The 17,494-nt window shown below is 66.4% G+C and carries 19 protein-coding genes; 8 read left to right on the forward strand and 11 right to left on the reverse strand.

Annotated features, from left to right (window positions below; translation table 11 throughout):
• Positions 1 to 61: 61 nt before the first annotated feature.
• From NLI89_RS07445 to NLI89_RS07460, 4 genes are all read right to left on the reverse strand, one after another.
• On the reverse strand, positions 62 to 1,051 hold the full coding sequence (locus tag NLI89_RS07445; protein ID WP_254686450.1) for a hypothetical protein: 990 nt from the start codon (positions 1,049 to 1,051) through the stop codon (positions 62 to 64).
• 229 nt (positions 1,052 to 1,280) lie between these two features.
• Positions 1,281 to 1,787, reverse strand: a complete 507-nt coding sequence (gene ruvC / locus NLI89_RS07450; protein WP_254686451.1) for a crossover junction endodeoxyribonuclease RuvC — start codon at positions 1,785 to 1,787, stop codon at positions 1,281 to 1,283.
• A 180-nt stretch (positions 1,788 to 1,967) separates the two neighbouring features.
• Positions 1,968 to 2,711 carry a YebC/PmpR family DNA-binding transcriptional regulator gene (locus NLI89_RS07455; RefSeq protein ID WP_254686452.1) on the reverse strand — a complete coding sequence of 248 codons (744 nt, stop codon included), beginning with the start codon at positions 2,709 to 2,711 and terminating at the stop codon, positions 1,968 to 1,970.
• 30 nt (positions 2,712 to 2,741) lie between these two features.
• Positions 2,742 to 3,311 carry a DUF1003 domain-containing protein gene (locus NLI89_RS07460; RefSeq protein WP_254686453.1) on the reverse strand — a complete coding sequence of 190 codons (570 nt, stop codon included), beginning with the start codon at positions 3,309 to 3,311 and terminating at the stop codon, positions 2,742 to 2,744.
• Between the two features lie 266 nt (positions 3,312 to 3,577).
• Here NLI89_RS07460 and NLI89_RS07465 point away from each other — a divergent pair, with 266 nt between their 5' ends.
• A complete protein-coding gene (locus NLI89_RS07465) occupies positions 3,578 to 5,041 on the forward strand; it encodes an ATP-binding protein (RefSeq protein ID WP_254686454.1) in 1,464 nt (487 codons plus the stop codon).
• Positions 5,042 to 5,190: 149 nt separating this feature from the next.
• Positions 5,191 to 5,508 carry a GIY-YIG nuclease family protein gene (locus NLI89_RS07470; protein WP_254686455.1) on the forward strand — a complete coding sequence of 106 codons (318 nt, stop codon included), beginning with the start codon at positions 5,191 to 5,193 and terminating at the stop codon, positions 5,506 to 5,508.
• Positions 5,509 to 5,756: 248 nt separating this feature from the next.
• Here the strand turns inward: NLI89_RS07470 and NLI89_RS07475 are convergent, their stop codons facing one another.
• On the reverse strand, positions 5,757 to 5,999 hold the full coding sequence (locus tag NLI89_RS07475) for a DUF2312 domain-containing protein (protein WP_197942503.1): 243 nt from the start codon (positions 5,997 to 5,999) through the stop codon (positions 5,757 to 5,759).
• 182 nt (positions 6,000 to 6,181) lie between these two features.
• The gene (locus NLI89_RS07480; protein WP_254686456.1) at positions 6,182 to 6,496 is read right to left on the reverse strand and encodes a DUF1244 domain-containing protein; all 315 of its coding nucleotides are present in this window, start codon (positions 6,494 to 6,496) and stop codon (positions 6,182 to 6,184) included.
• Positions 6,497 to 6,579: 83 nt separating this feature from the next.
• Here NLI89_RS07480 and pyk point away from each other — a divergent pair, with 83 nt between their 5' ends.
• The 4 genes from pyk to NLI89_RS07500 all read left to right on the forward strand — a co-directional run bounded on the left by pyk (position 6,580) and on the right by NLI89_RS07500 (position 11,710).
• Positions 6,580 to 8,043, forward strand: coding sequence for a pyruvate kinase (gene pyk / locus NLI89_RS07485; protein ID WP_254686457.1), 1,464 nt, complete (start codon positions 6,580 to 6,582; stop codon positions 8,041 to 8,043).
• Between the two features lie 912 nt (positions 8,044 to 8,955).
• Complete coding sequence (locus NLI89_RS07490; protein WP_254686458.1) at positions 8,956 to 11,010, forward strand: carbon starvation CstA family protein; 2,055 nt, start codon at positions 8,956 to 8,958, stop codon at positions 11,008 to 11,010.
• Positions 11,007 to 11,195 (forward strand): YbdD/YjiX family protein, encoded by a 189-nt coding sequence (locus tag NLI89_RS07495; protein WP_254686459.1) that lies wholly within the window; start codon positions 11,007 to 11,009, stop codon positions 11,193 to 11,195. The genes NLI89_RS07490 and NLI89_RS07495 overlap by 4 nt, the downstream gene beginning before the upstream one ends.
• Positions 11,192 to 11,710 (forward strand): biliverdin-producing heme oxygenase, encoded by a 519-nt coding sequence (locus NLI89_RS07500; protein ID WP_254686460.1) that lies wholly within the window; start codon positions 11,192 to 11,194, stop codon positions 11,708 to 11,710. Before NLI89_RS07495 ends, NLI89_RS07500 begins: the two co-directional genes overlap by 4 nt.
• Positions 11,711 to 11,712: 2 nt before the next feature.
• On the opposite strand, the gene NLI89_RS07505 is transcribed toward NLI89_RS07500, so the two are convergent.
• The 3 genes from NLI89_RS07505 to NLI89_RS07515 are packed head-to-tail and all read right to left on the reverse strand — an operon-like array spanning position 11,713 to position 12,825.
• Positions 11,713 to 12,015 carry a polyhydroxyalkanoic acid system family protein gene (locus tag NLI89_RS07505; RefSeq protein ID WP_056411856.1) on the reverse strand — a complete coding sequence of 101 codons (303 nt, stop codon included), beginning with the start codon at positions 12,013 to 12,015 and terminating at the stop codon, positions 11,713 to 11,715.
• 9 nt (positions 12,016 to 12,024) lie between these two features.
• Positions 12,025 to 12,444 (reverse strand): VOC family protein, encoded by a 420-nt coding sequence (locus NLI89_RS07510; RefSeq protein ID WP_254686461.1) that lies wholly within the window; start codon positions 12,442 to 12,444, stop codon positions 12,025 to 12,027.
• Positions 12,445 to 12,492: 48 nt separating this feature from the next.
• Positions 12,493 to 12,825 carry a hypothetical protein gene (locus NLI89_RS07515; protein ID WP_254686462.1) on the reverse strand — a complete coding sequence of 111 codons (333 nt, stop codon included), beginning with the start codon at positions 12,823 to 12,825 and terminating at the stop codon, positions 12,493 to 12,495.
• Positions 12,826 to 13,004: 179 nt separating this feature from the next.
• Between NLI89_RS07515 and lnt the strand changes: the two genes are divergently transcribed.
• On the forward strand, positions 13,005 to 14,564 hold the full coding sequence (lnt, locus tag NLI89_RS07520; RefSeq protein ID WP_254686463.1) for an apolipoprotein N-acyltransferase: 1,560 nt from the start codon (positions 13,005 to 13,007) through the stop codon (positions 14,562 to 14,564).
• A gap of 58 nt (positions 14,565 to 14,622) precedes the next feature.
• Positions 14,623 to 15,840 carry a methionine adenosyltransferase gene (gene metK / locus NLI89_RS07525; protein WP_254686464.1) on the forward strand — a complete coding sequence of 406 codons (1,218 nt, stop codon included), beginning with the start codon at positions 14,623 to 14,625 and terminating at the stop codon, positions 15,838 to 15,840.
• Positions 15,841 to 15,989: 149 nt separating this feature from the next.
• On the opposite strand, the gene NLI89_RS07530 is transcribed toward metK, so the two are convergent.
• Positions 15,990 to 17,066, reverse strand: a complete 1,077-nt coding sequence (locus NLI89_RS07530; protein ID WP_254686465.1) for an AI-2E family transporter — start codon at positions 17,064 to 17,066, stop codon at positions 15,990 to 15,992.
• Positions 17,067 to 17,194: 128 nt separating this feature from the next.
• Positions 17,195 to 17,479 carry a hypothetical protein gene (locus NLI89_RS07535; RefSeq protein ID WP_254686466.1) on the reverse strand — a complete coding sequence of 95 codons (285 nt, stop codon included), beginning with the start codon at positions 17,477 to 17,479 and terminating at the stop codon, positions 17,195 to 17,197.
• Positions 17,480 to 17,494 lie beyond the last annotated feature (15 nt).

Raw genomic sequence — 17,494 nt, forward strand, 5'->3', positions numbered from 1 at the left:
GGTGCGCGGCGTCATCCCGGCAAAACCGCGACGGCCGCTGATCCTCGCCCGCCGCCGCTCCTCACGCGCTCGGCTGGAGCCGATCGGGATCGGCGGAGGATCTGTTCGGCACGGTCGGGACGGGTTTCGCGACACCGTGGAGCGCCTGGGTCGGCGCGCCGATCACCGCCGCCCGCGCGCGCAGGCTCGCCCGCAGGAACACCGTGTCGGAGGCGATGAAGCGGCGCGGGGTCGTGCCGAGAAACGTGCCGGCATCGCGCAGGAAATGCGACGCGTCGAAATAGCTGCTGTCGATCATCGAATAGTCGTTCAGCCCGTCGGCCGTGATCAGGCGGATGAACGAGCGCAGGAACCGCGCGCGCCGCAGCAACAGCTTTGGCGGCATGCCGAAGTGACGCGTCGCCATCCGGCGCAATTCGTGCGTCGGGATATCCAGCCGGTCGGCGACGTCCTTCATCTCGATCACGCCGTCGGTCACCGTCAACGCGGTGAACGCCCGGATCAGGTCCTCGCGCGGATGCGGCTGATCGAACAGCCCGCCGAACACTTCGTCGAGCAGCGGCTTGATCATCATATCGTCGTCGAGCGCATCGAGCCCTTCGATCAGGCGGGCGGAAAGCTCCGGCCCGAGGGCGCCACTCAGCGGCACCACGCGGTTGTGGAAATCGCCCGCCGACCGCGCGGTCAGCCGCGACCAGCCGACCGCGCTCAGGCCGATGCCGACCGCGATCCCGCCATGCGTCTCGGTTCGGAAGGCACGGCTGGTCGGTCCGTAGAAGCTCGCACGGTCGAGCGGACCGAACCGATGATTGCCGATCGACACGGTCAGCGGGCCGGCATCGACGAGCACCGAGATCATCGCGGGCGCGGGCAGATACCAGTTGAGCATCGGCGTGCGGTGGCTCGACGCGTAGATCGCGTACCCGGTCAAATAGTCGGACAATGCCGGATCGGGCATATCATAGCGCATCGCCATGCCCTCGGGCATCGCAAATGCCGAGGGAGAAACATTATTGCCGTTCGTGCCGCCCCGCACGTGGTCCACCCGCATTGCCGCGCCTTCAATCTAAACTAAATTGCACGGTGGCGCTGCCACAGCGATGGAGGCTTGGCTATCGAAACTTGATCGAGGTGAATTGTTTGGTAATTTTCCAACAGTCTAATTCAAAATGAACCAGGTTTTGTCAGAGTACGTATCGGAGGATGCTTGTTTGCGGGCCCCGCCGTAGCATCGGCGGGCGCTTGGGATACTTCCGGATACTATTGCGGGGGCGAGCGCGTCAGGCGCCGATACCCGTGCGCCGCGACAGCGCCGCGGCGCTTGCGACGTGATGCGCGTGGGTGATCGCGACGGCCAGCGCATCGGCGGCATCTGGCCCCGCGAGCTTGGCGCCGGGCAGCAGCACCGCCATCATCGCCTGGATCTGCTTCTTGTCGGCGCCGCCGGTGCCGACCACGCCCTTCTTGACGGTCGACGGGTGATACTCGCCGATATGCAGCCCCGCCCCCGCCGCCGCCAGCAGCACGACGCCGCGGGCTTGCCCTAGCTTCAGCGTCGATTGCGCGTTGGTGTTGCCGAGCACTTCCTCGACCGCTGCGCCGTCGGGGCGTTCGGTGCGGATGACGTCGATCAGCGCATTGTACAGCGCGGTCAGGCGGCGGGGGAGCGCCATCGACGGGTCGGTCTTGATCTGGCCGTTGGCGATATGGCTCAGCCGGTTACCATCGGCGCGGATGACGCCCCAGCCCGTGGTGCCAAGGCCGGGGTCTAGTCCCAGGATGATCACGCAGATTGGTTCACGCGAAGGCGCAAAGGCGCGAAGGTGTCGCATACTCGACAGCCGTGTCGCGTCAGCGGCACCCTCATCAGTGATCGTGGCCACCAAACAGACATTCCGCCTTCGCGGACCACTGGCCCACGCGAATCTCTTCGCGCCTTTGCGCCTTCGCGTGAACCAGTCTTCATCTCAACCCAGCGACTCCATGATCTCGTCCGAGATTTCGTAATTGCCCCAGACGGTCTGCACGTCGTCGTCCTCGTCGAGCGCATCGATCAGCTTGAACAAAGTCGCCGCATCGTCCGCACCGACCGCGACCATCACCTGCGGGCGCCAGGCGAGCTTTGCGCCCTCGGCCTCGCCGAGCTTGGCTTCCAACGCCTTGGCCACCTCGTGCAGGTCGCCCTGCGCGGTCCAGACCTCATGGCCGTCCTCGCTCGACGTGACGTCCTCGGCACCCGCTTCGAGCGCCGCTTCGAACACGGTGTCGGCATCGCCCGCGCTCGCCGGATACGAGATCAGCCCGACCCGGTCGAACGCGTGGCTGACCGAACCGCCCGCGCCGAGGTTGCCGCCGTTCTTGCCGACCGCAACGCGTACGTTGGTCGCGGTGCGATTGCGGTTGTCGGTCAGCGCCTCGATGATCAGCGACACGCCGCCGGGACCGAAGCCCTCATAGCGGATCTCTTCGTAATTCTCGGCATCGCCGCGGCTAGCCTTGTCGATCGAGCGCTGGATGTTCTCCTTGGGCAGCGACGCCGCCTTGGCCGCGTTCACCGCCGCGCGCAGGCGCGGGTTCATGTCGACATCGGGCAGCCCCATCTTGGCCGCGACGGTGATTTCCCGGCTGAGCTTGCTGAATGCCGAAGAGCGCTTCTTGTCCTGCGCGCCCTTGCGGTACATGATATTCTTGTATTTGGAATGGCCTGCCATCGGTGCCTCTAATAGCCTGATGCGCCGCTCTTAGGCTCCGGGGGCGCTTTTCGCCAGACCGTCTATCCCCCTGCCCGCAAGGGCGTCGATCTTCGCTTCGATCGCATCCAGCCTCGCCAGCACCAGATGATCGATCTTGTGATGCACGCGCAGGATGTCGAGTTCGGCGCGCAAATTGGTCTCGTAGTCGAGGCTGGCGGCGAGGCGATCCTTCGCCGATTGCCGGTTCTGGCTCATCATGATGACGGGCGCCTGGATCGCGGCCACGGTCGACAGCAGCAGGTTGAGGAAGATGTAGGGATACGGATCGAACGCCCGCCCGAAATGCGCGAGGATGTCCGAATTCAGCAGCATCCAGCCGATCAGCACCAGCGTGAAGGCGATGATGAACGCCCACGACCCGCCGATCTTCGCGACCCGGTCGGACAGCCGCTCGCCGAACGTCGCGCGCTCGTCCGAGACGTCGGCGGCGTCGCGACTGACGGTGGTCCCCGACTCGATCCCCGCGAGGACACGGCGCTCCTCCTCGTCAAGCTCGCCCGGCGCCTTGCCGAGGAGGCGTTGCGAGAGATCGGCGAGCGGGGACTGATTCGTGGCCATGATCCGCGCCCTAGCCGGGATTACGGATTATGCCAGTGCGCAAAGTTCTGTGCGCGAACCTTCCTGATCCTCCCCCGCCAGGGGGAGGTGGCGCGAAGCGTCGGAGGGGGAGGATACGGAGCAGACGTTACCCTTTCCTCCCCCTCCGTCAGGCAAGCGCCTGCCACCTCCCCCTGGCGGGGGAGGATCGTCGCGAGGCGTCGAATGTCCGCGCCCCTCGCAAAGACTCCTTGCTCCCACACGCCCGCACCTGCCAAACGCGCGGCATGACGGTTAGCGTGAATATGGGCACCGACGGCAATGGTACTGCCGTCGGCGTCGACCTGGAGGAACTACTCGCCACCCGCCTGTTGGTGCAGGGCAATTCGGGCTCGGGGAAATCGCATCTGCTGCGCCGCCTGCTCGAGCGATCGGCGGGGCACGTCCAGCAGATCGTGATCGATCCGGAGGGCGATTTCGTGACGCTCGCCGGCCCCCACGGCCACGTCGTGATCGAGGCGGGCGACTATAGCGAGCGCGAGATCGCACGGATCGCGACGCGGTTGCGCGAACACCGGACGTCCGCGGTACTCAGCCTGGAGGGGCTGGAGGTCGAGGGCCAGATGCGCTGCGCCGCATCGTTCCTCTCCGCGCTGTTCGATGCGCCGCGCGAGCATTGGTATCCGGTGCTGGTGGTGGTCGACGAAGCGCAGATGTTCGCGCCAGTGACCGGCGGCGAAGTGTCTGAAGAGGTGCGCCGCGCGTCGCTGGCGGCGATGACCAACCTGATGTGTCGCGGTCGCAAACGCGGGCTCGCCGGCGTGATCGCGACGCAGCGGCTGGCGAAGCTGGCGAAGAACGTCGCGGCGGAGGCGTCGAACTTCCTGATGGGCCGCACCTTCCTCGACATCGACATGGCGCGCGCGGCCGACCTGCTGGGCATGGAACGACGCCAGGCCGAGGCGATTCGCGATCTTCAGCGTGGGACGTTCATGGCGCTCGGGCCCGCAGTATCGCGGCGGCCGATCACGGTGAAGATCGGTGACGTCGCAACCTCCGCGCGTAGCGGCAGCCCGAAGCTCACCCCCCTCCCCAGCGCCGCGCCGATGGACTTGCAGGATCTGCTGTCCGAGCCGGTGGTCGACGCCCCCGAGCTCGGCCTCATGTTCGATTCGCGCCCGCGTCGCGTCCCCGCGGAGGAACTGCTCGACGGAATCGCCCGCCCGCCCGAACCGCGCACCGCCGCGCCGCCGCCCCCAGAGAAGACCGACGACGAGGTCGAGGCGGTCTACGCCGACGTCTTCCGCGCGATCGTCGAGGATCCGGAGTCGACGTTGCGACCGCCATCGGTGCTGTTCCAGGATTTCCAGGTGCGCTGCCGGATGGGGGGGCTGGCTAAACCGCCGCTCGATCTGCCGGGCTTCGTGCGGCGTTTGAGCTGCGCCCGTGCGGGGATCTTCGACCTGACCGACGAGGCTTGGACTGCCGCGCTGGACGTCGCGAGCGGGTTGCCGGACGACATGCTTGGCGCATTCCTGCTGGTCGCGCGGGCTGCGCGTGAGGGCGAACCGTGTCCGTCGGATGCGAGGATCGCGGCCACGTACGGCACAAGTTCGCTTGGCCGCGTGAAGCGGCTGATCGGCTACATCGAAAGCCGAGAATTGATCGTCTGCCGCACCGACCTAGCCGGCAAACGCTCGATCACGATCCCCGGCCTCGGCTGGACGACGTTGCCGGCGGAGGCTGCGTAAGATTTGACTCCTCCGTCATCCCAGCGAAAGCTGGGATATTCCGCGGCTAGGAGCGCGCCCGTTCCACGCGGTACGGGATGTTGGGCTGAGCACGTTCCTCCTCGCCGCGGGAGATCCCAGCTTTCGCTGGGATGACGGGCGGGTCTGGGATGACGGGTTCTGGGGGGCGGCTCGACATGGCGCTAGGCGGTTGGGTCTACATGATGGCGAACAAGCCGTTTGGCATGTTGTACATCGGCGTGACTGCGTACCTGGCTTCACGCGTGCATCAGCATCGGATCGATGCGGGATCGGCATATTGTCGGCGCTATGGGCTCAAGACGCTTGTGTTCGCCGAGCAGCACGAGACGATCCAGGATGCGATCGCTCGCGAGAAGATGCTGAAGGCTTGGAAGCGGTCGTGGAAAGACGATCTGATCGCGACGATCAATCCGGGGTGGCTGGACCTTTACGACCAGTTGCATTGAGGCGAGGTCATCCCGCCGGCCTCGCCGCCGTTATCGACTCTCTAACAGCCACTGCCCCCCTCCCGTCATCCCAGCGAAAGCTGGGATCTCCTGCGGCGAGGAGGAACGCCGCTCGTCACACAACCGGCGCTGCGTGGCTTGGAAACGCTCCTCGCCGCGGGAGATCCCAGCTTTCGCTGGGATGACGGCAAAAACTCAGGATGACGGCTTACCTCAGGATGACGGCAAACTCAGGATGACGACTTACCTCAGATCATCCCCAGCGCCTGGAGATACACTTCGAGGATCGCCTCCTCCTCCTGATATTCTTCCTTCTTCTTCTTCCGGATCGACAGGATTTTCCGGATCGCCTTGGGGTCGTAGCCGCGGCCCTTGGCTTCGGCCATCACGTCCTTGATGTCGTCCGAGATACCCTTCTTCTCTTCTTCGAGACGCTCGGCGCGCTCGATCAGCAGGCGCAGTTCGTCCGCTGCGACCGCGCCGCCGCCCATGCCGTGTTGCCGTTCGTCAGACATCGAAAATTCCCCACTCGCCGACGCCAACGCGCCGGCCCAAAAGCCAATCAAGATACAAGCCCGCATCGGTGATCGCCGTCCGGAGACGTCCTGAATCATGCCGAATTGGGTGCGGGCCAGCGTCTAGGCGTTTACCGTGTTCGGCTCAATCGCCTGAATCAGACGGCCTCGTTTTTGGGCGCGTTCTTCGCCACGCTCGCCTTCATCCGTTCGAGCTGCTCGGGGCTAGCGTCGCCCTGATGGTGCGCCTTCCACTCGGCATAGGGCATCCCGTACACCGTCTCGCGCGCCTCGTCCTTCGACAGGCCGCCAGCCTCCTCGACCCAGTCGGACAGGCAATTGCGACAAAAACCGGCGAGCCCCATCAGGTCGACGTTCTGCGCATCCTCGCGGTGACGGAGATGGCGGACCAGGCGGCGAAAGGCTTGCGCCGCTACGGCATCGTCGAGTGTTTCGAGGCGATCGGGGGTCATTCACTATGCTCCGTGGTTGATCCCGCGGAGATAGGGTTTAAGGCCCGTGGCGGCAAAGACCTCCCCCCAGGAAAACGCAACGCATGACCATGGCCATCGCACCCCGTTCGCGGAAAGTCCGTATCCTCGCGACGCTCGGCCCCGCCAGCAGCACCCCCGAGATGATCGCGACGCTGTTCCGCACCGGCGCAGACGCGTTCCGAATCAACATGAGCCACGGCGACCAGCAGTCGAAGATCGCCGTGATCCAGGCGATTCGCGCGCTGGAGAAGGAATATGGTCGCCCCTCGACCATCCTCGCCGATCTCCAGGGACCGAAACTGCGCGTCGGCAAGTTCGAGGGCGGTCGCACGGTGCTCGAAACCGGCTCGACCTTCCTGCTCGACCGCGACCCGACGCCGGGCGACGCAACGCGCGTCGAGCTCCCGCATGACGAGATCTTCGCGGCGATCGAGCCGGGCGCACGCCTGCTGCTCGACGACGGCAAGCTGGTGCTGCGGGTGGTGTCGCACAGCCCGCGCGAGATCACGACTCGGGTCGAGGTCGGCGGTGCGCTGTCGAACAGCAAGGGGCTGAACGTCCCCGACGTCGTGCTGCCGATGGCCGCGCTGACCGAGAAGGATCGCAGCGATCTGGATTTCGCGGTCGACCAAGGCGTCGACTGGATCGCCTTGTCGTTCGTCCAGCGCCCCGAGGATCTGTGGGAAGCGCGGAAACTGATCGGCGGCAAGGCGGCGCTGATGGCGAAGATCGAGAAGCCCGCGGCGATCGAGCGGCTGGAGGAGATCGTCGAGGCGTGTGATGGCGTGATGGTCGCGCGCGGCGATCTTGGCGTGGAAATGCCGCCTCAGGCAGTGCCGCCGTTGCAGAAGCGCATCGTCGAGGTCTCGCGCCGGATGGGTCGCCCGGTCGTGGTCGCCACGCAGATGCTCGAATCGATGATCACCTCGCCGTCGCCGACCCGCGCGGAAGTGTCCGACGTCGCGACTGCGGTGTATGACGGCGCGGATGCGATCATGCTATCGGCCGAGAGCGCGGCGGGGGCGTGGCCGGTCGAATCGGTGGCGATGATGGATGCGATCGGCGTGTCGGTCGAGGCGGACCCGGAACACGGCGACCGCATGCACTTCACCGTGATGAAGCCCGATCCGACGACCGCGGACGCGCTGGCCGAGGCGGCGAAGAACATCGCCGCGACGGTATCGGCGGTGGCGATCATCTGCTTCACCACGTCGGGCTCGACGGCGCGGCGGATCGCGCGCGAGCGGCCGTCGGTGCCGCTGCTGGTGCTGACGCCGAGCCAGGAGACCGCGCGGCGGCTCGGGCTGCTGTGGGGCACGCACGCGGTGCATACGCGCGACGTCGAGTCGTTCGAGGACATGGTCGCGAAGTCGAAGCGGATGGCGTTGCGGCACGGGATCGCCAAGGCCGGCGACCGGGTGATCGTGCTCGCGGGCGTGCCGTTCCGGACGCCGGGGTCGACCAACGTGCTGCACGTGGTGCGGATCGTCGGCGATGAGCTGAAGGGCCATCACTCGCAGGTTTGAGTTTGGCGCGGGGGCGTGAAAGCCCGCCGCTAGGCCAAGGCGCCGACCTATCCTTCCCCCCTCCCTGAAAGGGAGGGGTCGGGGGTGGGTCGGCCTCCACATACGCCGTCGGTAGTGGCTCAAACCAGCCAACCCACCCCCAGCCCCTCCCTTCCAGGGAGGGGAGCGAAGTAAGGTGCGGTTGGTATTGCGCGTCTTGCGCGGTCAGGGAGGGCGATCCGGCTATCGAACCGGTCTCGCGTCCCTCGCTAAAATTCTCGCGTCCCTCGCTATTACGTCGCTACAGGTCGAGCGTAACATCGACGGGCACGCACGCTGTTCCCCCGCGAAGGCGGGGGTCCAGGATGGCGGTATACAACGGTATTGAGCTGCCCCCCCCCCGCGTCCGCGGGAGAACGCCCTCGATGTGGATCAAATCGGCATCGCGCCAGCCCCGCGTCCCCCGTGATGCATCAAAGAGCCTCACCCCTCCCCCGTCATGCCGGGCTCGTTCCGGCATCCACCCTTCCGCATGCTCTCGGTCCGTGGAGTATGCGGCACGATGGGCCCCGGCCTCCGCCGGGGTGACGGAAGGGAGGTGAGTGCCTGGTTGAGGCGAGGTGCCCCCGAGGTTGCAGCATGCCAACCGAGCACGCTGTCCAGCCCCGTCGCCGGGATCGTATCGTTCCCCACATTGGCTCCACCCCGGCGAAGGCCGGGGCCCAATTGGGGGACGGCAATGGCGACGCTCCCCACTCCATTGCGGCAACCTTTCCAATTGGGCCCCGGCCTCCGCCGGGGTGGAGTTCGCCACCGGGGTGGAGTTCGCCACCGGGGCGGGGCTCACAGCCGGAGCCGACCCTTAATCTAGGCTAGCGCTTGCCTCCCGAATACGCGATGTCGCCGGTACGGACCGTACGGGAGGGCGCGCACATGACACTACGCGAGAAGATCGGTTGGGGCGCTCTCGCCCTGTTAGGCGCCTGCGCGCTCGCGGTCGTCGCGTTCGAGCGGGGCGAGCATGTCAACGCGCTGTGGATCGTCACCGCCGCCGTCTCCGTCCAGCTGATCGCGTACCGCTTCTACGCACGCTACATCGCGCGGCACGTCATGCAGCTCGACCCGTCGCGGCAAACCCCGGCGCTGCGCCGCGCCGATGGCCTCGACTATGTCGCGACCGACCGCAACGTCCTGTTCGGCCACCATTTCGCCGCCATCGCCGGTGCGGGCCCGCTCGTCGGGCCGGTACTCGCCGCGCAGATGGGCTACCTCCCCGGCACGCTCTGGATCCTCGCCGGCGTCGTGCTGGCGGGTGCGGTGCAGGATTTCATGATCCTGTTCATCTCGATGCGCCGCGACGGGCGGTCGCTCGGCGAGCTGATCCGGATGGAGATGGGCGCGGTCCCCGGCGTGATCGCGCTGATCGGGGCGTTCGCGATCATGGTCATCATTCTCGCGGTGCTGGCGCTGATCGTCGTCCGCGCGCTCGCCGGCAGCCCATGGGGCCTGTTCACCGTCGCCGCGACGATCCCGCTGGCGTTCCTGATGGGGATCTACACCCGCTGGATCCGCCCCGGAAAGGTCGGCGAAGTCTCCGTGCTCGGCGTCATCGGGCTGCTCGCGGCGATCGTCTATGGCGGCACCGTCGCCGCCTCGCCGACGCTCGCGCCGCTGTTCACGCTGACCCCGGTCCAGCTCTGCGTGCTGATGGTCGGATACGGCGCGGTCGCCTCCGTCCTGCCGGTGTGGCTGCTGCTCGCACCGCGCGATTACCTGTCGACCTTCCTCAAGATCGGCGCGATCGTCGCGCTGGCGATCGGCATCGCGGTCGTCGCGCCGCCGCTCAAGATGCCGGCGCTCACTCCGTTCATCGACGGCAGCGGCCCGGTCTGGTCGGGCGGGCTCTTCCCGTTCCTGTTCATCACGATCGCGTGCGGCGCGGTGTCGGGCTTCCATGCGCTGATCGCCAGCGGCACCACGCCGAAGCTGATCGCCAGTGAGGGCGACGCGCAGTTCATCGGCTATGGCGCGATGCTCATGGAGAGCTTCGTCGCGATCATGGCGCTGGTCGGCGCGTCGATCCTCGATCCCGGCGTGTATTTCGCGATGAACAGCCCCGCGGCGGTGGTCGGCACCGACTTCGCCTCCGCTGCGACCGCGGTGACCGCGATGGGCTTCCCGATCACCCCCGAGCTGCTCGCGCAAACCGCGAAGGACGTCGGCGAGACCACGATCGTCAGCCGGACAGGCGGCGCGCCGACGCTGGCGGTGGCGATGGCGGAGATCTTCAGCAACCTGATCGGCGGACAGGCGATGAAGGCGTTCTGGTATCATTTCGCGATCCTGTTCGAGGCGCTGTTCATCCTGACCGCGGTCGATGCGGGGACGCGCGCCGGGCGGTTCATGTTGCAGGACCTGATCGGGCTCGCGGTGCCGTCGTTCCGCAACGCGTCGGCGATCGTCCCGGGGCTGATCGCGACGGCGCTGTGCGTAACCGCCTGGGGCTTCTTCCTGTACCAGGGCGTCACCGATCCGCTCGGCGGGGTGAATACGCTGTGGCCGTTGTTCGGCATCTCGAACCAGATGCTCGCGGCGGTCGCGCTGGTGCTGGCGACGGTCGTGCTGTTCCGGATGAAGCGCCAGCGTTACGCGTGGGTGACGATCCTGCCCGCTGCATGGCTGTGCCTGTGCACGATCACCGCCGGGTTGATGAAGCTGTTCGCGAGCGATCCGAAGATCGGCTTCCTCGCGCACGCCTCGAAGTTCGCCGACGCGGCGGCGCGCGGCGAGTTGCTCGCACCCGCCAAGACGATGGCGGAGATGCAGCGGATCGTACTCAACGACCGGATCGACGCGGGGCTGTGCGCGCTGTTCCTGGCGGTGGTGCTGTCGATCGTGTTCTTCGGCATCCGCACCTGTCTGGCGGCGCTGAAGATCGACCGGCCCACGGTCACCGAAGTCCCGCCGCAGCTGGTGGCCGCGGAATGATCCGCGCGCTCTATGCGAAGGCGCGCGAGACCGCGCTGCTGATGGTCGGCGTGCCGTCCTACGCCGCCTATTGCCGGCACATGGCGGAGCGCCACCCGGACCACCCGCCGATGGACGAACGCACGTTCTTCCGCGATCGGCAGGAGGCGCGGTACGGCAGCAAGGGCGGCGGGCGCTGCTGTTGACCGAGGCGTCATCGACCGTCGCGCGACTCCGGGCGGCGACGGCGAGCGATCACGACGCGGTCGATGCCGGGTTCGGACGCTATGATCTAAGCGATGCGGACGATTACTGCGCGTTCCTGATCGCGCATGCCCGGGCGTTGCCGGCGGTCGAGGCGTGGCTGGACGGCATTCCCGGTCTTGCCGCGGTTCGATCGCGGGGTGCGGCGCTTGCCGCCGATCTCGCCGCGCTGGGGGAGGAGATGCCGACGCCCATGGCGTTCGACCTGCCGCCGAGCGAGGCGGCCGGCTGGGGCGCGATGTATGTGGTCGAGGGGTCGCGGCTCGGCGGCATCATGTTGTCGCGGTCCGTGCCCGAAGGCATGCCCTCGGCGTATCTGGGCGCGAAACATCTGTCGGGCGAATGGCGCGCGTTGCTGGCCGCGATCGACCGGCAGCCTGCCGACGACGCCTGGGTCGCGCAGGCTATCGTCGGCGCCAGGGCGGCGTTCGCGCTGTATCGACGCGCGCCGGCCTGATCTCAGCGCAGCAGCTTCGGCGCTTCCTTGCGGATCATGTCCTGGATCTTGCTCGCGAACAGGCCGAGGATACCGGGCAGGTCGACGACCGCATGGACGTTGGTCTCGAACACCGTGACCGCGCTGGCGATCGTCTGGCCCATCGCCTGGATGGTGAAGTGCAGCGTGTCGCCGTCCCAGCGATGATCGGTCACCGACCCGCCCGGAATGCTGGCGCTGATCTTGTCGATCCCCCCATCCAGCCGCGCGCGGACCGCCGCCTTGCCGAGCTGATGGGGAACGTCGACGGTGATGGGGTTGGCCATGAATAGTCCTTAAGTCGCGAAAAGCATGTCGTCGTTGGCGAACGCCTTGAACTCGAGTGCGTTGCCGCTGGGATCGAGAAAGAACATCGTCGCCTGTTCGCCGGGCTGGCCCTTGAAGCGGACATAGGGCGCGATCCCGAACTTTACGCCCGCGGCGGTGACGCGTTCCGACAGCGTGGTCCAGTCGTCCATCGTCAGGACGACGCCGAAATGCGGCACGGGGACGGCGTGGCCATCGACCGCATTCTCGACCGCGACGGGTTTTGCCGAGGGGTCGAGGTGGGCGACGATCTGGTGGCCGAACAGGTCGAAGTCGATCCACTGGTCGCTGGACCGGCCTTCGCGACAGCCTAGCGTGGCGCCGTAGAAGGTGCGGGCGGCGGTCAGGTCGTGGACGGGGAAGGCGAGGTGGAAGGGGCGTAGGGTCATGGGTACGCTATAGATCTCAACCCCAATCGCAGTCACCCCTAACCGGCCTTAGAACGGCGCGGCCGCCGCGACCGGCGAAGCGTTTTGCTGGAACCGACGCTCTTCGTTGCTGAAATAGGCCTTGCGATCCAGTTCGGCCCATTGGGATTTCAGCATGCATCGCTTTTTGACGAGATGGGTGCCGGACTTGCCTTCGCTCCGACAGATTTTTCGATCATCGCCCTCGGCGGGCTTGCTATTTGCGCCCTCAACCGCCTGCGGAGCAGCATTTTGCGCCGTGGCTGTCGACGGCAGTATTGCGACAAGCGAAAACGCAGCGAAGCAAAGCCCGCGTGCTGTGACGACGGCGAACGACATACGCGATATGCGACGGCTTTTCATTGTCTTCTCCCAGTATCGAGGCCGCAGACTATCCCTTCGCAACAACGTGTCTATCCCGAGTTATCAGTCACACAGGATTTCTGCCCACCGCATGACCAAGACGCTGGGTCGCGCCAGCCGGGACTGGAAGATCACGGCAACGGTTTGCCTTGGACTGCGCGCACAGCCATAGCGCGACCGTGAACCGCTACCCCGCCCTCGCCTGCCTCGTCCTCGGCGCGCTCGCCGCCACCGGCTTCGCCCCGCTCGACCTCTGGCCATTCACCCTCGTCGCGTTCGCCGTCTGGATGAAGCTCGTCCACGATGCGCCGACCTTGCGCGGGGCGCTGTGGCGCGGGTGGGTGTTCGGGGTCGGGCATTTCACCGTCAACAACAACTGGTTCCAGCATGCGTTCGACTTCCAGGACGCGATGCCGCCGGTGCTGGGGTATTTCGCGGCAGTCGGGCTAGCGCTGTATCTGGCGCTGTTCACTATGCTGGCGGCCGGCGTCGCCTGGAGAATCGCACGACGGCCCAGCGGCCCCGACGCGACCTTCGTGCTGGTCCTCGGCGCGGCGTGGATCGCGACCGAGTGGCTGCGGGCGACGCTGTTTACCGGGTACGCCTGGGACCCGCTGAGCGTCGTCTGGCTGCCCGCGATCGGCGTCGCGCGGCTGTCGGCATGGATTGGCACGTATGCGCTGTCGGGCGTGACGATCCTCGCCGCGGGCGCGCTGCTGATGCTCGCCGTCCGCCGCTGGACTCTGCCAGCGGTCGCCATTCCCGCGCTGAGCCTCGCGGCACTGTCCGCACTCTGGACCAATGCGCCGCCGCCAGCGCCCGGCACGCCGCTGGTCCGGGTGGTGCAGCCCGACATCGGCCAGGAAGATCGCAGCGAGACCGACGGCGAGCGCGTGCTCACCGCGCTGGAGAAACTGTCCGGCCAGGGCGGCGCTACCCCGCGTCTGGTCGTCTGGCCCGAGGGCGTCGTCCGCGATTACGTGGAGGATGGCTATCCGTTCTACGCCTATGGCTGGTCGAGCCCGCTCTACCTTCGCCGCCGCATGGCGCGATTGCTGGGCCCCGACGACATCCTGCTGATCGGCGGCACCGCGCTCGAGTTCAACGCCAAGGATGAGATCTCCAGCGCGGCCAATTCAGTGTTCGCGCTCGACGCACAGGCGCGGCTGCGGGGGCGGTACGACAAGGCGCACCTCGTGCCTTACGGCGAGTATCTGCCGATGCCGTGGTTGTTGAAGCCGCTCGGTCTAGCCCGCCTCGTACCCGGCGATATCGACTTCGCCTCGGGCAAGGGCCCTGCGAACTTGACGCTTCCGGGCTTCGGTTCGATCGGGATGCAGATCTGCTACGAGATCATTTTCTCGGGCGAGGTCGTGGATCGTGCACACCGCCCCCGCATCCTGTTCAATCCGTCGAACGATGCGTGGTTCGGCAAATGGGGTCCGCCGCAGCATCTTGCCCAGGCCCGGATGCGCGCGATCGAGGAAGGGCTGCCGATCCTCCGCGCCACGCCGACGGGTATCTCCGCGATCATCGCCGCCGATGGCCGCCTCGTCGCGACCGTTCCGCACGAGACCGCCGGTGCGATCGAGCAGCCGATGCCCTCCGCGCTGCCCCCCACGCTGTTCTCTCGCGTCGGCAATGCGATGGCAGCGATCGTTGCCGCTCTGATGCTCTTCACCGCTTTAGGCGTTCGCTTGCGAGCAAGCGCGGTTGCCCTGCGCCGTCGCCAGCGCTAGGGTCATATAAAGCTTTCCTTATATGACGCTCCCTCCGGAGCATGGCAAAGAGGCCCGCATGCGCAAGTCTTTCCTCTTCACTTCCGAATCTGTCTCCGAAGGCCATCCCGACAAGGTCGCCGACCAGATCAGCGACACGATCGTCGACCTGTTCCTCGCCAAGGACCCGCAGGCCCGGATCGCCTGCGAAACGCTGACCACCACGCAGCTCGTCGTCCTCGCCGGTGAAATCCGCGGCAAGGGCATTTACGAGAACGACCAGTGGGCGCCGGGCGTGCTCGAGGAGATCGAGGCCGCCGTCCGTGCGACCGTCAAGGAAATCGGCTATGCGCAGTCGGGCTTCCACTGGGCGACGTTCCGCTTCGAGAACAATCTCCACGGCCAGTCCGCGCACATCGCGATGGGCGTGGACGAGAGCGGCAACAAGGACGAGGGCGCCGGCGACCAGGGCATCATGTTCGGCTACGCGACCGACGAGACCCCCGGCCTGATGCCCGCGACGCTGTACTACAGCCACAAGATCCTAGCCAGGATGGCCGAAGACCGTCACTCGGGCGCCGCGCCGTTCCTCGAGCCCGACGCGAAGAGCCAAGTCACGCTGTCGTACGAGAACGAAGTCCCGGTCGGCGCGACCGCCCTCGTCGTCTCGACCCAGCATGCACCGGGTTATTGCGAGAAGGGCGAGAACGCCGATCCCGCCAAATATGCGGTGCTGCGCGACTACGTGATGGGCGTGTTCAAGGACGTGCTGCCCGACGGCTTCATCACCGACGAGACGAAGATCTACATCAACCCGACCGGCCAGTTCGAGATCGGTGGCCCCGATGGCGACGCCGGTCTTACCGGGCGCAAGATCATCGTCGACACGTACGGCGGCGCGGCGCCTCATGGCGGCGGTGCGTTCTCGGGCAAGGATCCGACGAAGGTCGATCGCTCGGCAGCCTATGTCGCGCGCTATCTTGCGAAGAACGTGGTTGCGGCGGGGCTTGCGCGTCGCTGCACGATCCAGCTGAGCTATGCGATCGGGATTGCCGAGCCGCTGTCGGTCTATGTCGACACGCATGGCACCGGTACCGTCGAGGAAGCCAAGCTCGAGGCTGTCCTGCCGCAGCTCGTGCGCCTGACGCCGAAGGGCATCCGCGAGCATCTGAAGCTCAACGCGCCGATCTACAAGAAGACGGCGGCGTACGGGCATTTCGGTCGCGAGCCGCAGGGTGACACGTTCACCTGGGAGAAGACCGACCTGGTCGATGCGCTGAAGGCTGCGGTCGCCTGATAGCGACGGGTTTGAAGTTGTAAAGGAGCCTCCCGCGGACCGGTCCGCGGGAGGCTTTTTTGTTTGTTCTCCTGCGAACGCAGGAGTCCAGGGTCACGATCGTTGCGCTTGGTATCCTGGGCTCCTGCGTTCGCAGGAGAACGAGTTGATCACTCTTCGAGGCTTCCGATCGGCTGGGCGTGCCGCTGCTCCGTCAGGATCTGCCACGCGGTCAGGAACAGCGCGGCGACCAGCGGACCGACGACGATACCGCTCAGGCCGATGAGTTCGATCCCGCCGAGCGTCGTCACCAGCACGACGTAATCCGGGATTCCCGTATCGCGGCCGACCAGGATCGGACGCAGGATGTTGTCGGCGAGGCCGATCACCACCACGCCCGAGACGATCACCACCACACCCTGCCAGATCGCGCCCGTCGCCAGCAAATACACCGCGACCGGCACCCACACGATCGCCGGTCCGACTGCCGGCAGCAGCGACGTCAGCGCCATCAGCAAGCCCCACAGCAAGGCAGCGGGTACGCCGACGATCCAGAACGTCAGGCCGCCGAGCGCGCCCTGGACGAGGCCGACGATCACCGATCCCTTGATCGTCGCACGCACCACCGCGACGAATTTGTCGACGAGTTTCTCCGCCACCGAATGCTCGAACGGCAGCGTGCGGCGGATCGCCGGCCCGACCTTGTCGCCATCGCGGAGCAGGAAGAAGGTCACGTACAGCCCGACGCCGAACGACAGCAGGAACGCAGCCGCATTGCGGCCGATCGACAGAGCCTGCCCGGCGATCGAGCGGACGCTGTTGCCGAGGATGGTCGACACGCGCGACTGTGCCTGTTCGAAGCTGTTGAGCCCGGCCTTGTCGAGCGCGCCCTGGATCCGGTTGGGCAGCGCGTCGTGGATCTGCTGGAAATACGCGCCGAAGTTGATCTGCCCGCTTTGCAGCTTGGCATAGACCGAGGCGGACTGGTCGATCACCAGGCTGCCGATGAACAGCGTCGGCACGATTACCGCGACGAAGATGATCAGCAGCGTCAGCGCCGCGGCGAAATTGCGCCGGTCGGGCCAGCGCTTGAGCAGCCACTGATACAGCGACTGGAACAGGATCGCCGCCAGCGCGCTCCACAGTAGCGCCGCCGCGAACGACGACACGACCACGCATAAGGCAATCGTGATCGCCACCAGAAAGGTGATGAAGCCCCCCGTTTCCAGTCGACGCCTGTCGATCATTGCCGTGTCCCTCTTGTATCGACCGGTCGAGCCGGGCCGTTAGAATCTAGCCATTCAAAACGTCAAAACCGCCCCCCGGTGTGTACCGAAGGGCGGTCCTGACGCTAGCGCGGTGTGCGCCTAGACGATCAGCGGAGCTTTTCGCTGCCGTTGACCAGTGCGTCCTTCTGCGCCTGCGGCATCGCCTGTGCATTCACGTCGGCATCGTCAATCGCGTCCGACTGGCGCTCGGCGTTGTCGCGAACGGCTTCGGCACGATCTTCGAGATTGTCCGCGGCTGCTTCGAGTGCGTCGGCGCGGTTCTCGCCGGCGGCCTCGACCTGGCTGCCAAGCTTGTCGTCGCCCTTGCCGCCGCACGCCGCGAGCGGGAGTGCGATGGCGGCGATCAGCGTGGCGATGGCGAGTTTCTTCATGATACGGACTTCCCT

The sequence above is a fragment of the Sphingomonas faeni genome, assembly GCF_024273235.1.
Taxonomy (GTDB): Bacteria; Pseudomonadota; Alphaproteobacteria; order Sphingomonadales; family Sphingomonadaceae; genus Sphingomonas; species Sphingomonas faeni_A.

Bases quoted from the DNA above. Each gene is read 5' to 3' on its own strand.
- NLI89_RS07445 (WP_254686450.1), bottom strand. From the start codon at position 1,051: ATGCGGGTGGACCACGTGCGGGGCGGCACGAACGGCAATAATGTTTCT.
- NLI89_RS07455 (WP_254686452.1), bottom strand. From the start codon at position 2,711: ATGGCAGGCCATTCCAAATACAAGAATATCATGTACCGCAAGGGCGCG.
- NLI89_RS07460 (WP_254686453.1), bottom strand. From the start codon at position 3,311: ATGGCCACGAATCAGTCCCCGCTCGCCGATCTCTCGCAACGCCTCCTC.
- NLI89_RS07465 (WP_254686454.1), top strand. From the start codon at position 3,578: ATGACGGTTAGCGTGAATATGGGCACCGACGGCAATGGTACTGCCGTC.
- NLI89_RS07470 (WP_254686455.1), top strand. From the start codon at position 5,191: ATGACGGGTTCTGGGGGGCGGCTCGACATGGCGCTAGGCGGTTGGGTC.
- NLI89_RS07475 (WP_197942503.1), bottom strand. From the start codon at position 5,999: ATGGGCGGCGGCGCGGTCGCAGCGGACGAACTGCGCCTGCTGATCGAG.
- NLI89_RS07480 (WP_254686456.1), bottom strand. From the start codon at position 6,496: ATGACCCCCGATCGCCTCGAAACACTCGACGATGCCGTAGCGGCGCAA.
- pyk (WP_254686457.1), top strand. From the start codon at position 6,580: ATGACCATGGCCATCGCACCCCGTTCGCGGAAAGTCCGTATCCTCGCG.
- NLI89_RS07490 (WP_254686458.1), top strand. From the start codon at position 8,956: ATGACACTACGCGAGAAGATCGGTTGGGGCGCTCTCGCCCTGTTAGGC.
- NLI89_RS07495 (WP_254686459.1), top strand. From the start codon at position 11,007: ATGATCCGCGCGCTCTATGCGAAGGCGCGCGAGACCGCGCTGCTGATG.
- NLI89_RS07505 (WP_056411856.1), bottom strand. From the start codon at position 12,015: ATGGCCAACCCCATCACCGTCGACGTTCCCCATCAGCTCGGCAAGGCG.
- NLI89_RS07510 (WP_254686461.1), bottom strand. From the start codon at position 12,444: ATGACCCTACGCCCCTTCCACCTCGCCTTCCCCGTCCACGACCTGACC.
- NLI89_RS07515 (WP_254686462.1), bottom strand. From the start codon at position 12,825: ATGAAAAGCCGTCGCATATCGCGTATGTCGTTCGCCGTCGTCACAGCA.
- metK (WP_254686464.1), top strand. From the start codon at position 14,623: ATGCGCAAGTCTTTCCTCTTCACTTCCGAATCTGTCTCCGAAGGCCAT.
- NLI89_RS07530 (WP_254686465.1), bottom strand. From the start codon at position 17,066: ATGATCGACAGGCGTCGACTGGAAACGGGGGGCTTCATCACCTTTCTG.
- NLI89_RS07535 (WP_254686466.1), bottom strand. From the start codon at position 17,479: ATGAAGAAACTCGCCATCGCCACGCTGATCGCCGCCATCGCACTCCCG.